16 protein-coding genes are annotated in these 12,718 nt (G+C 66.8%); all 16 read left to right on the top strand.

Annotation, left to right across the window (positions count from 1 at the left end; translation table 11 throughout):
• Positions 1 to 121 precede the first annotated feature (121 nt).
• The 16 genes from K5L94_RS04800 to K5L94_RS04725 all read left to right on the top strand — a co-directional run bounded on the left by K5L94_RS04800 (position 122) and on the right by K5L94_RS04725 (position 12,716).
• Complete coding sequence (locus K5L94_RS04800) at positions 122 to 550, top strand: Mor transcription activator family protein (protein WP_238581855.1); 429 nt, start codon at positions 122 to 124, stop codon at positions 548 to 550.
• Complete coding sequence (locus K5L94_RS04795; protein ID WP_164086085.1) at positions 547 to 897, top strand: hypothetical protein; 351 nt, start codon at positions 547 to 549, stop codon at positions 895 to 897. Before K5L94_RS04800 ends, K5L94_RS04795 begins: the two co-directional genes overlap by 4 nt.
• Positions 894 to 1,379: a glycoside hydrolase family 24 protein gene (locus K5L94_RS04790; protein WP_274512060.1), complete on the top strand. Its 486-nt coding sequence runs from the start codon at positions 894 to 896 to the stop codon at positions 1,377 to 1,379. Before K5L94_RS04795 ends, K5L94_RS04790 begins: the two co-directional genes overlap by 4 nt.
• The gene (locus K5L94_RS04785; protein WP_274512059.1) at positions 1,376 to 1,753 is read left to right on the top strand and encodes a hypothetical protein; all 378 of its coding nucleotides are present in this window, start codon (positions 1,376 to 1,378) and stop codon (positions 1,751 to 1,753) included. Before K5L94_RS04790 ends, K5L94_RS04785 begins: the two co-directional genes overlap by 4 nt.
• A complete protein-coding gene (locus K5L94_RS04780) occupies positions 1,737 to 1,997 on the top strand; it encodes a hypothetical protein (RefSeq protein ID WP_053448967.1) in 261 nt (86 codons plus the stop codon). Before K5L94_RS04785 ends, K5L94_RS04780 begins: the two co-directional genes overlap by 17 nt.
• Positions 1,998 to 2,114: 117 nt before the next feature.
• A complete protein-coding gene (locus K5L94_RS04775; RefSeq protein WP_053448966.1) occupies positions 2,115 to 2,666 on the top strand; it encodes a hypothetical protein in 552 nt (183 codons plus the stop codon).
• Entirely contained in the window at positions 2,663 to 3,253 is a 591-nt protein-coding gene (locus K5L94_RS04770) for a phage baseplate assembly protein V (protein ID WP_164086083.1), read from the top strand. The genes K5L94_RS04775 and K5L94_RS04770 overlap by 4 nt, the downstream gene beginning before the upstream one ends.
• Before the next feature lie 52 nt (positions 3,254 to 3,305).
• A complete protein-coding gene (locus K5L94_RS04765; RefSeq protein ID WP_049444104.1) occupies positions 3,306 to 3,644 on the top strand; it encodes a GPW/gp25 family protein in 339 nt (112 codons plus the stop codon).
• A gap of 2 nt (positions 3,645 to 3,646) precedes the next feature.
• Positions 3,647 to 4,543: a baseplate assembly protein gene (locus K5L94_RS04760; RefSeq protein ID WP_164086082.1), complete on the top strand. Its 897-nt coding sequence runs from the start codon at positions 3,647 to 3,649 to the stop codon at positions 4,541 to 4,543.
• Positions 4,536 to 5,837, top strand: coding sequence for a phage tail protein I (locus tag K5L94_RS21930; RefSeq protein WP_337999989.1), 1,302 nt, complete (start codon positions 4,536 to 4,538; stop codon positions 5,835 to 5,837). Before K5L94_RS04760 ends, K5L94_RS21930 begins: the two co-directional genes overlap by 8 nt.
• Before the next feature lie 7 nt (positions 5,838 to 5,844).
• Entirely contained in the window at positions 5,845 to 7,362 is a 1,518-nt protein-coding gene (locus K5L94_RS04750) for a tail fiber protein (RefSeq protein ID WP_274512058.1), read from the top strand.
• Between the two features lie 4 nt (positions 7,363 to 7,366).
• Entirely contained in the window at positions 7,367 to 7,948 is a 582-nt protein-coding gene (locus tag K5L94_RS04745) for a hypothetical protein (RefSeq protein WP_164086081.1), read from the top strand.
• Between the two features lie 107 nt (positions 7,949 to 8,055).
• Positions 8,056 to 9,255, top strand: coding sequence for a phage tail sheath C-terminal domain-containing protein (locus K5L94_RS04740; RefSeq protein WP_053448961.1), 1,200 nt, complete (start codon positions 8,056 to 8,058; stop codon positions 9,253 to 9,255).
• A 2-nt stretch (positions 9,256 to 9,257) separates the two neighbouring features.
• Positions 9,258 to 9,761 carry a phage major tail tube protein gene (locus K5L94_RS04735; RefSeq protein WP_004154666.1) on the top strand — a complete coding sequence of 168 codons (504 nt, stop codon included), beginning with the start codon at positions 9,258 to 9,260 and terminating at the stop codon, positions 9,759 to 9,761.
• A gap of 81 nt (positions 9,762 to 9,842) precedes the next feature.
• Positions 9,843 to 10,133 (top strand): phage tail assembly protein, encoded by a 291-nt coding sequence (locus K5L94_RS04730; protein ID WP_004154663.1) that lies wholly within the window; start codon positions 9,843 to 9,845, stop codon positions 10,131 to 10,133.
• 120 nt (positions 10,134 to 10,253) lie between these two features.
• Entirely contained in the window at positions 10,254 to 12,716 is a 2,463-nt protein-coding gene (locus K5L94_RS04725) for a phage tail tape measure protein (protein ID WP_180879682.1), read from the top strand.
• Positions 12,717 to 12,718 lie beyond the last annotated feature (2 nt).

Raw genomic sequence — 12,718 nt, 5'->3', positions numbered from 1 at the left:
CCTCACCTGTGCTCAGGCTCATTGAATGCCTTCAGCACATCGCACCGAAAGTAGATGAAAGGTGTTGACCGAGAGGACGGGATAGCAACAGTGGAGATCAATGCCACTGACGACACCCCTCATGAACGCCCTGCCCGACAGCATCCAGACCCTCGCCGAGGTCATCGGCGAATCCGCGGCCCTCACGCTGGTGCGTGCGTGGCCGCCGACCACCTCCAGCACCACCGGCCGCCACCGCGTCATCGTCTACGTTCCATCCACCCTGCCCGACCAGCATCGCCTGATCGACATCCTCGGCCGCGACGTCGCCCAGCGGCTGGTCGCGCACTTCGGTGGCGAGCTGCTGTTCCTGGCGTCCTGCTTCGCCGCCGGGGCGCATCAGCGCCGCGAACAGATCGCACATGCCGTCGCCAGCGGCATGCCACGCGACCACGTCGCGCGTGAATTCGGCGTCTCGCAGACCACCATCAAGCGCGCCCTGCGTGGCGCCCGCTCCACGCCACCGCCGGCGGTGCACCCGGCCCTGCTGAAGGGATACGCACGCGCATGAACGAGAGCGATCTGCTGGCCGGCCTGCCGGACTGGGCCAAGTACCTGGGCGGTACCTCCGGCGTATTGATCGCGGTGTCGCTGTGGCTGCGCCAATGGCTGTCGTCGGCCAAGGTCGACCGTACCGCCGATGAGGCCACCAGCAACACCCTGCGCACCCTGCAGGAACAACTCGCGGCCGAGCGCACCCGTGCCGATGGGCTGATGCACGAACGCGAGGCGATGGCGCAGGAGATCGGGCAACTGCGTGGCGAGGTCAACGCCCTGCGCGCGCAGATCGCCCAGCAGAGCGTGCAGATAGACGCGCTGCTGGCGCTGGTGCGCAAGCAGCCGGGAGCCGCTGCATGACCGCCGCCGCCGCCAGCGCCCTCGGCGGTACCAACGTGGCCGCGTTCCTCGACATGCTGGCCGTGTCCGAAGGTACCGACATTGCCAGCCAGCGCTCGCGTGACCGCGGCTACGACGTGATCGTGGGGGGCCAGCTGTTCAACGACTACCGCGACCATCCCCGCGTCCTGGTGTCGCTGCCGCGCTATGGCATCAAATCCAGCGCCGCCGGCCGTTACCAGTTCCTGCGCAGTACCTGGGACGACCTGCGCGCACGCCTGGGCCTGCCCGACTTCGGCCCGGTCTCGCAGGATCGCGCCGCGGTCGCCCTGCTCAAGCAATGCGGTGCCTACGAGCTGGTCCGGCTGGGACGATTCGACGCCGCCGTCAGCGCGGCACGGCGCATCTGGGCATCGCTGCCGGGCGCCGGGTATGGGCAGAAGGAATACGCGCTGGAGACGCTGCGTGCGGCCTATCGCGCCGCAGGAGGAACCCTGGCATGACCCCACTCGCGCTGAGGCTGCGCGTCGGCCTGCTGCTGCTCGTCGGCAGCCATGCCGGCTGCGCCTGGTTGGGGTGGACCCTGCGGGACCGCAGCGCGGACCTGGCCGTTGCCAGCGCCCAGGCCGCGCAGCAGGCATCCCGCGCTGATACGGCGCTGGCCGCACATCAGCAGGACCTCGCCAATGCCCGGGCCGGCGCCCGGGCCGAATCACAGCGCATGGCCACGCAGGCCGAGCGCACCCAGCAGTTCAACGCCCTGCAACGGGACATCGACACCCATGCCAAGACTCCTGGCCGCGATCGCGGCGACGCTGATGCTGAGTTCGTGCGCATCTGGCGCGAAGCCAACGCCAGCCATGCCCTGCCACGTTGACCTCAGCATCGCACCGGCACAGTTGCAGACACCCCCTGAGCTGCCGGACCTGCAGGGCGCCGACGACGATGCGCTGCTGCGCAACCACGTCGCCGTCGCGCGCCGATACCACGAACTCGCCGACCAGCTGCGGGCGCTGTTGTGCAGCCTTGGCAACCAGCGCGGTTTCACCATCAACGGTGCGTTGCCGGTCGCGCCTGCCAGCTGCGGCACTGCAGCCGGCGCCAGCAGGACCCTGCCCTGACCCCGCCGCTCGCGGTCACGCCTGCAATGCCGCCCACCTCCGGTGATGGCAACACTGGCTGCAGACCGCATGGGCCGCTCCGGCCCTGCCCTCCTTCCATTCACTGCATGAGCTGACATGGCGACCGATTCCCCACCTCCGACGCTCGACGCGCTGCACAGCGCCATCGAAACCGCGATACGCGCGCACTTCCCGGGCCTTGCCACCGTTGCGTTCTATCGGGAATCCAGCACGGACAACATGCCCATGCCGGCCTGCCTGCTGGCCATGACCCGTTGTGATCGCAACAAGGAAAACAGCGACGGAAGCGGCCTGCTGCACGCCCTGCTGCGCTTCGAGGCACGCATTGTCGTAGCGGCCAATGCCGATGCAGCGCTGCAGGTACGCAATGCCGCCGTCGCCCTGGCAACCTGGCTGCACCAGCTCGGCCGCTTCCCCGGGGCCGCCAGCGGCGCCATCGATGTGATCGCCGCGTTGCCCGAAGACGTTGCGACGGCACAGCCTGGTCTCCGCAGCTGGGTGGTCGAGTGGTCGCTGCCGATCGCCCTGGGCAGCAACGCGTGGGAGGACACCGGCGGCGTGGTGCCGCAGGCCTTCTACAGCTTCGCGCCCGAGATCGGCCGCGCCCATGAGCCACGCTACCAGCCACTGCCGGAGCACGCGCCATGAGCGCCGAGCACGCACGGCTCATCGGCAACCTGTTGATGATCGGCGTCGTGCGCGAGCTCGACGAAGGCGCAGCGCGCGTACGCGTCGATGCCGACGGCATGCTCACCGACTGGATTCCCTGGCTGGAACGACGGGCCGGGCCGGGCGCGCGCAGCTGGTGTGCTCCCGAACCGGGCGAGCAGGTGGTGCTGGCCTGTCCCTATGGCGACCCGGGCCAGGCGCTGGTGCTGGGCAGCCTGTACCAGGACCGCTTTGCCGCACCAGCCGACTCGCGCTTGCGGCAGCGTACCCAGTACGCCGACGGCAGCATCGTCGAGTACGACCAGGAAACCACCACGCTCAGCGTCAACGTCGGCAGCGGCAAGGTCATCGTGACCTGTGCAAGCGCGCAGGTGATCGCCAGTGAATCGGTGCTGCTCGATACACCGTCGATCAAGGCCACCGGCGACCTGGACGTGACAGGTGCGATCACCGCCGGCAAGGACATCAGCACCCCGGCGGAGATCAAGGCCGGCGCCATCGGCCTGAAGGCACACAAGCACACCGCGCAGGGCCCCACCGCCCCGACCACGCCGGCCCAGGCCTGACCGGCCACGCCTGCAATGCCCTCAAAACCTGCACTCCACGACGATAGAGACCATGCGAGGAATCGACGCCAACACCGGCAAATCCCTGGATGGGCTGGCCCATCTGCACCAGTCCGTGCGTGACATTCTCACCACGCCCCTTGGCTCCCGTGTACTGCGCCGCGAGTACGGCTCACGCGTGTTCGAACTGATCGATGCGCCCACCAATCGCTCGCTGCGCATGGACCTGATTGCCGCCACCGTCGACGCCCTGGCGCGATGGGAACCGCGGCTCCACGTCGAGAACATCGACGTCTCCCTCCCCGCCCCCGGCGTGATGATCCTGGCAGTCACCGGGATCCACCTGCCGGACGGCGAGGCCATCACCATCGAAGGAATCGAGGTTCGCTAACCGTGGCATCCGGCTCGTTCACCAGTGTCAATCTCTCCCAGCTGCCTGCTCCGGCGGTCATCGAAGTGCTCGATTTCGAAGCCATGTTCGATGAATCGCTGACCGCGCTGCAGGCCCTGGATCCCACCTTCGACGCGCTGTTGCCGTCGGACCCGGCCTTCAAGATCCTCGAGGTCTGCACCTACCTGCGCCTGCTCGACCGCCAGCGCGTCAACGACGCCGCGCGTGGCGTGATGCTGGCCTACGCGGTCGGCAGTGACCTGGACCATCTCGCTGCGATCTTCGGCATCGCCCGCCAGGTGCTGGACCCGGGCAAGCCGCAGGAGGGCATTCCACCGCGCTACGAAGGTGATGAGGATTTCCGTCGCCGCATCCAGCTGGGCCCGGAAGGCTTCAGCGTGGCCGGGCCGGAGGGCGCCTACATCTTCCACGCCCTTAGCGCCGACGCCCGCGTGCTCGACGCCAGCGCGACCAGCTCCTCACCCGGTGTGGTGGTGGTTTCGGTGCTGTCGCGCGAAGCCAATGGTGCCGCTTCCCAGGGCCTGCTTGATGCAGTGGAAGCAAAGCTCAGCGCGGCCGACGTGCGCCCGCTGACCGACCACGTGCTGGTGCGGTCGGCAGAGATCGTCAACTACGCGATCAACGCCACGCTCTACACCTTCGCCGGCCCGGACTCGCAGGTGGTACTGGGCGAGGCCCGCACGCGCCTGGACCGCTACATCGCCGAGTCGCATCGCCTGGGCCGCGACGTGACCCGCTCGGGCCTGTTCGCCGCGTTGCATGCCGAGGGTGTGCAGCGCGTGGAGATCGCCAGCCCATTGGCTGATGTAGTGGTAGACCGCACCCAGGCCACTCACTGCAGCACGGTGATCCTGACCCATGGCGGCAACGATGAGTGATCCCACCACGCGCCTGATCAACGCACGCCTGCGCGGTGCGGTCGATGGGCAGAACCTTCAGTTCCGTCATCCGGGTGGCGCCCTGGCTTCCCTGCAGTCGGTGTACCGCACCGACTGGCAGGGGCGCCTGAAGTTGTCGGACACGCCAAGACGCAACCTGCAGCGCTTATCGGCAACCTTCAACGTGCCCCGCTGGACGGGCTACTACGTCAAGCCTGCCAATCTGTCTGCCGGGTCATTCGCGCCTGATGGCAGCCCCAATGCCTTCTCCTTCCCTGCCTCCGATGCGATCGGCGGGCCAGGGCAGCGCTTCACCGGCCTGGTGGACGAAGATGGAAGCGCGTTTCCCGATGGCGCCGTCCGCACCATCAGCGTCTGGCTGCGCGCAACCGAGCCGTGCGTCATCGGCTTCGGCATGCGCACGACCGGCCCAGGCAGGACCCAGCTGCAGGTGGGTACCGAGTGGAGGCGTTACAGCTACACCTACACCGCCACTGCGGATGACCCACCACGCGGCATGAGCATCGTGCTGGATCGGCTGGCAGCCGGGAACTCTGGCCTGAAGCCGGACAGCCGCATCCACGTATGGGGCACACAGGCCGAAGCAGGCCCTGTGGCGACGAGCTACATCCATGCCGTCGCGCAACCCATGACAAGGATCGACTACAGCATGGCCGGCAACGTAGTCACCTTGAACTACCTGCCTCCCCCCGGCGCGATCATCGATGGCGATGCGCTGGTCAGCGTACCTACTGCCGCACATCTGTTGCCCCCCAACTCCACCCGTAGCGAGCAGGCCCTGGCGCGCGCAGCGGTCACACGCCCGCTGCCGGTGGACATCACCGCACTGTGGGATGCCGACCGCTGCCCGGCCGCGCTGTTGCCCTGGCTGGCCTGGGCACTGTCAGTCGACGAATGGAAGGCCTACTGGCCCGACAAGGTGAAGCGTGCACGCGTGCGCGCGGCAATCGCGATCCAGCGCCGCAAGGGCACGTGGGGCAGCGTGCGCGACGTTGTCGCCGCGTTCGGTGGCTCGATCCTGATCCGCGAATGGTGGGAGATGCAGCCGCAAGGCGCACCTCACACCTTCGAAGCGGTGATGACCATCGCCAACCAGGGCGGCGAGACCGCAACCGCCAAGTTCGTCGACGACGTGATCGGCGAGATCACCCGCACCAAGCCGGTGCGATCGCATTTCACGTTCACCCAGGGCATGCAGGCCAGCGCCGAGATCGGTGCGCTTGCAGGAGCCCGTGGCACCACCTTCCGCCGCATCCAACTGATCGGAGAGTAAACCCCGCATGCGCTTGAAAATCACCGACGCCGGCTTCGCCAAGCTGGTCAATCCCCCCAATACCGGCACCAGTGCCGTACTGATCACCGAGATCGGCCTGACCTCCACGGCGTTCACGCCATCGGCGGGGCTGACTGCACTGCCCGGCGAAATCAAGCGTGTCCTGACGTTCGGTGGCAAGGCCGTTGGCGATAACACACTGCACGTCACGATCCGTGACGACAGCGCCAGTGCCTACAGCCTGCGAGGCTTCGGCCTGTACCTGGGCGACGGCACGCTGTTCGCCACCTTTGGCCAGGCCGATCCGATCATGGAGAAGACTGCGGCCTCGATGCTGTTGCTCTCCACCGATACCCGCTTCAGCGAAGTCGATACCGGGCTGATCGAGTTCGGCAATGCCGAGTTCATCTACCCACCGGCGACCGCCGAGGTGCAGGGCGTGGTGGAGCTGGCCACCTCCACCGAGGCCGAGGAAGGTGCCGACACGCAACGTGCGGTCACCCCGCGCGGGCTGCGTGCGTTCATCGACAAGCGGTTGGGCGCCAGCGCACCCACGCAGTTGGTGCGGACGCTGCTGTCGATCGCCACCGAAGCCGCGTTCCGCTCCGCATTGGGGCTGAAATCGGCTGCGCTGAAGGATGAAGGCGCCGACAAGGGCCTGGATGCCGACCTGCTTGACGGCCGACACGGCACGCACTATCTGGATTGGCGCAACATGACCGGCGTGCCGTCCAGCGTGCACGTACCCGGCCAGGTGATCCTGTTCGCCGGTGCCACCGCGCCCAACGGCATGCTGCTGTGCAATGGCGCCGCTGTTCCGCGTGCCAGCTACCCGGCCCTGTTCGCTGCCATCGGCACCCGCTACGGCGCCGGCGATGGCGCAACCACCTTCAACCTGCCGGCAATGCAGGAAGGCACGGTCGTCACCCACACGCTGAATCCCGAAGCGGTCGGCAGCTTCACCCAGGGCGAGGTGATCCGCCATGCCCATAGCGCGAGCACGGCAACGGCAGGCAACCATAGCCACGCCATTTCCGTAGGTGCAGGCGGCGCTCACTCGCATGGCGCCAGCGCCAGCGCGGTCGGTGACCACGCGCACGGTGCGTGGACCGACTCGCAGGGCCATCACGCGCATACCGGCGGTACATCCTGGATCGGCGACCACCAGCATCTCACCGCGTTCGCCGAATCGGGTACCACCTATCCGTGGGGCGCCGACTACAACAATCACGTCGGCTCGCGCGGCAACCTGGACTACGACAACCCCTGGCCCAACACCAGCCCGGCCGGTGGACACGCACACAGCTTTACCACCGACGGCGCAGGCGGCCATGGCCACAACATCGGCATGAACGGCGCCGGCGGCCACTCGCACACCATCTCCATCGCCCAGGTTGGCGACCACGGCCACACCGCCTCGGCCGCTGACGCCGGTGCCCACACCCACGCCATCGTGGTGGAGACCTCCGGTGGCGAACGCAACCTGCCAGCCGGGCTGCGGATGATCTATTGCATCGCTTACTGAGGACATGAACGTGCCCATCGAACCGCGCTTCGCGCACTCCTACGACCCCGACACCCGCGCCTACATGGGCAAGGTCCGTCTGCAGCCCTCCCCCGACGGCCGCTGGAACCTGCCCGACTACACCGTCGACCTGGCCCCCCGCCAGCCCGCCGGCGAGTACCAGACGCTGCGCCTGGCCGATGATGGCACGCGCTGGGAAGCGGTCGCCGACTTCCGCAACTGCATGCTGTGGGACACCCGCACAGCAATGGCGGTGCCCAATCGCCTCACGCTCGGCGAGCCCCTGCCCAAGGACGTGACGCTCTCCGAACCGTTCCGGCTGGACGGCACCACACCGCAGTACAACGCGTGGAACGCTGGGCGCCGCGAATGGACGCTGCTGCCGGACTACAGCGCACGACCGTTGTGGAACAAGAGCGATGCCAGCTTCGCGACTCCACTGCCGCGTGGCGTCGGGTTGCCGCCCACGGTGACCGATCTGGCACCACCGGCCGATCGCAGCTACCCGATCATCTATGACGACGCCAGCGCGGCCTGGTTGATCGTGGCCGATCCCGCAACACCCACCCCGCAACCGCAGGCGTGACATCAGGCCACGGCTGCAATTAATCCAGCCGCGGCCAGATACGAACATGTACCCATGCGGCGCAGCTCGCGACCGCAGCACCCACCCAACCAAGGAAAAAACAACGCATGGCCGAATTTCTGCATGGCGTGCAGGTCGTCAACATCGATGGTGGTTCCCGCTCGATCGCTGTTGCTTCGACCAGTGTCATCGGCATCGTGGGCACCGCGCCCCGCGCCGACAAGACCGCCTTCCCGTACAACACCCCGGTCCTGGTGACCTCGCGTTCGCAGGCTGCCAAGCTGCTCGCCAACGCCGCTACCGAAGTCGATGACGGCACCCTCCCGGGCCAGCTCGACGCCATCTTCGACCAGTCCAACGCGGTCGTCGTCGTCATCCGCGTGGAAAAGGGCGCGACCGAGAATGACACCCTGGCCAACGTGCTGGGCGGCGTGAATGCTCAGACCGGTGCCTACACCGGCGTGCATGCGCTGCTGGCGTCCAAGTCGGTGGTGGGCATCAAGCCGCGCATCCTGGCGGTACCGGGCTTCACCCACACCCATGAAAAGCGCGACACCGAGCTGCTGGCCAACCCGGTCGTGGCCGAGCTGCTCGGCATCGCCGACAAGCTGCGCGCGGTGATCATCAAGGACGGCCCGAACAGCAACGATGAGGCCGCCAAGAGCACCACCGCCCTGACCGGTTCCAAGCGCGTCTACGTGGTCGACCCGGCGCTGCTGGTGCAGTCCGGTGATGCCATCGTCACCCGCTACGCCTCCGGTGCCGTGGCCGGCGCCATCGCCCGCAGCGACAACGAACGCGGCTGGTGGGCATCGCCGTCGAACCTGGAACTCAACGGCGTGGTTGGTACCGCGCGTGCCATCGACTTCGGCCTGTCCGACGCGACCAGCCGCGCCAACCTGCTGAACCAGTCCAACGTGGCGACCATCATCCGCGAAGGTGGCTTCCGCCTGTGGGGCAACCGCACCGCCAGCAGCGACCAGAAGTGGCAGTTCCTGTGCGTGGTGCGCACCGCCGACATCATCGCCGACAGCCTCGAGGCCGCCCATCTGTGGGCTGTCGACCGCGGCATCAGCAAGACCTACGTCGATGACGTGCGCGAGGGCGTCAATGCCTTCCTGCGCGGCTTGAAGACCCAGGGCGCGATCCTCGGCGGCAACTGCTGGATCGACCCCGATCTGAACGCAGCGGACAGCGTGGCCCAGGGCCGTTTCTACTGGGACTTCGACTTCACCCCGACCTACCCGGGTGAACAGCTGACCTTCCGCATGCACATGAACAACAACTACGTCTCGGAGATCTTCTAAGCATGGCGCGCAACGTCCGCAAGAACTTCAACTTCTACGTCGATGGCAAGGGCTATGCCGGCAACGTGGAATCCTTCACCGCTCCGAAGCTGACGCTGAAGACCGAGGATTTCCAGGCGGGTGGCATGTTCGCCCCGACCGAAATCACCCTGGGCCACGAGAAGCTTGAAGCCGAGGCCGTCCTCATCGCCGATGATCCGGACATCATGGGCAAGTTCCATGTTGTGGAGAGCAAGGAGTATTCCTTCACCGCACGCGAGGCACTCGAATCCAGCGACGGCAGCATCACCGCCGTGGTCCACAACATGCGCGGCAAGGTCAAGGCCATCGATCGTGGCGAGTCCAAGTCCGGCGAGAAGGGCACGGTGAAAATCTCGCTCGCGCTGAACTACTACAAGCTCACCCACGGACCGCTGGTCGTCCAGGAGCTGGACGTGGTCAACATGATCGCCAAGCAGAACGGCGTGGACATGCTGGCCGGCCTGCGCAGCGCCCTGGGCATCTGACCCCGCACGCATCTCCACAGCACCGGGGGCGCCTCGCGCCCCCGCCTTCATCGCGCTCCCTCGATTTCCAGGAACACATCCATGTCCAGCAAGACCAAGACCGCCAACGACCACGTCATCGAACGCGATGGCTATGCCGAAGTCACCCTCACCCGCCCGCGCCAGGTCAATGGCGTGGAGACCGCCGTGCTGCGCATGCGCGAACCCACCGTGGAAGACATGGAGCGGTTCCAGGATGACAAGGGCAGCGATGCACAGCGTGAGGTCCGGATGATCGCCAACCTGTGCGAGATCCCGCCGGACGACCTGCGCAAGCTGCCGCTGCGCGACTACGCCCGCCTGCAGTCGGGGGTCGCGCTTTTTACCACCTGACCCTGCCGCAGATCAGGCAGGGAGTGCTCGCCCTGGCCGGCCATACCGGCTGGGGCCTGCGCGAAATCATGACGCTGCGGGTGTCGAAGTTCATCTGGTGGATACAAGGATTGCCGGTACATGGCGAGTAACGTTCAAACGACAACGATCACGATCGGTGGCTCGATCTCGGGCTCGCTGAAGTCCGCACTGTCCTCCACCGAGGATGGACTGAAGAAGATCGGCAGCGAACTGGACAGGCTGGAGCGCAAGCAGCGCTCCATGAGCAAGGCGAACCCCTCGCTGGTGAAGCTCAAGCAGAACGTTGCCGGGCTGCGCCAGGAGTATGCCAGGCTCTCCAGCGAGGGCGATCGCCTGCGCAAGGTGCAGACCGGCCTGGAGCGCGTCGAGAAGGCGAGCACCGCCAATCTGCGTAGCCGCAAGAAGCTGGGAACCTCCTTCAAGGAGTCACGCACCCTGCTCGGCAGCGCAGTGACCCAGCTGGCCAAGCCGGTCGAGAACGCCTCCAGCTTCGCCCGCCAGAACCAGCAGATCGGCAGCGCAGCGGGCCTGGACAACGGCCAGGTCAAGGCGCTGGGCAGGACAATCCTGGCCGAGACCGGCAACACCAACCAGAAGGCGAATGACCTGCAGCGCGCCATCCGGCTGCTGGTCGACGCCGGCATGGATGCACAGTCGGCGCAGACCAGCCTGCGCGCCATCGGCCGCACCGCCACCGTCACCGGCACCGGGATCGACGACGTCTCCAGCGCCGCCGTTGGCCTGCAGCAGTCATTCGACATCGACCCTGCCAACATGCAGTCGGCGCTGGATGTCCTGGTCGTCAGCAGCCGCCAGGGCGGGCTGGGGCTGAAGGACATGGCCAAGGTAATGCCGGTGCTGGGAACGTCGTTCCAGGCGCTGAAGCTGCAGGGCAACGCCGCAGCGGCCACCATGGGCGCGGCACTGGAAGCCACGCGCAGGTCCGCGGGCGGCGCTGACCAGGCAGCCACCCAGATGAAGGGCTTCATGACATCGATCATGTCGCCCGAGCTCCAGGCCAAGGCCAAGAAGGGATTCGGCCTCGACCTGCGCAAGGTCATCAGCGACGCGCAGAGCAGCGGTGGCAACCCGTTCGACGCTGCGATGCAGGCCATCATCCAGGCCACGGCCGGCGATCAGCAGAAGATCGGCAAGCTGTTCGGCGATGCACAGGCGAAGAACTTCGTCGGCCCGATGATCCAGAACTGGGACCAGTACACCCGGATCCGCGACAAGGCGCTCAATGGCTCTGCCGGAACCACCGATGCGGCTTACGCCAATGCCATGCAGACCGACCCGGAGAAGATCCAGGGCGCGAAGATCGCCGTGGACAACCTGTCCAAGGCCTTTGGTGCGGCGTTGCTGCCCGCGGTCGGCGACGCCGCGGTGAAACTGACCGAACTGCTGAACGGCGTAACCACCTTCGTGACCGAGAATCCGAAGCTGATCGCCAATACCACCAAGGTGGTGGTGGGCATGCTCGCCATGCGCAGCGCGGTACTCGGTGCCCGTTACGCCTGGACGTTCGTGAAGGGTCCGATCCTGGCCGTGCAGAAGGTCTTCCAGCTGTTCCGTGCCGGCAACCTGCTGGCCCAGCTGGGGCGCTTCGGCCCGATGGCCATGCGTATCGCCTCGGTGTTCCGCGTCGTCGCCACCGCAGTGGGGGCCATTGGTGGCGGACCTATCGCGGTAGCTGTGGCCGCGCTCACTGCCGGTGCCCTGCTTGTCCGCAAGTACTGGGAGCCGATCAAGGCCTTCCTCGGCGGTGTATGGGAAGGTCTCAGCAGTGCGGGCACCTCCGCGATGGGAGAACTGGTGAATGCCGTTGCGCCGCTGCGTCCAGCGTGGGAAGCGGTCAGCGCCCTGCTGGGGCAGGCCTGGGACTGGCTGTCGCGGATGCTGGCCCCGGCGCAGTACACCGGAAACGAACTCTCCCGCGTGGGCGAGATCGGCAAGCTGGTGGGCGAAGCACTCATGCTCAACTTCCGCGCCGTCATCCATGTCGCTGGCTTCGTCGCCGAGGTCTTCAGGATGATCGGTGAGGTCATCGGCACCGTGGCCGGATTCATCGTCGTCACCTTCGGCGGTGCCTGGGACTGGGTTGCAGCAAAGGTCAGCAGCGTGATCGACACGATGATGACCAAGATGGCCCCCTTCATGAAGGTGGTCGGCACCATCATGGACAAGGTCGGTGGCATGCTGGGCACCGCCAAGGACAAGATCGCGTTCGGTGTGAACACCGCGGCCGATGCCTACGGCGCGATACGCGCAAACGGCGGCATACAGCTGCCTCCAGTGATGCTCGCGCCCGCCAGCATGCACAGCGCCAGCGTGCAACCACGCATGCCGAATGCCTTTGGTACACCGGCCGGGCGTGCCGCACCGGAGATGCCTTCGCCCACACCGCGCAGCGCCACCACGGTGCAGCAGCAGCAGACCAACAACATCACCATCCACCAGCAGCCAGGCGAATCCAGCGAAGCGGTGGCGCGCCGCACGGCCGACGAGCTGCAGCGTCGCAGCGCGGTGACCGCCCGTGGTGGCCTGGCAGACAGGAACTGAGC

This window comes from Stenotrophomonas forensis (assembly GCF_028752115.1).
GTDB lineage: Bacteria > Pseudomonadota > Gammaproteobacteria > Xanthomonadales > Xanthomonadaceae > Stenotrophomonas > Stenotrophomonas forensis.
Note: the sequence above shows the minus strand (reverse complement) of the source record. Positions and strands in the feature narration are given on the sequence as shown.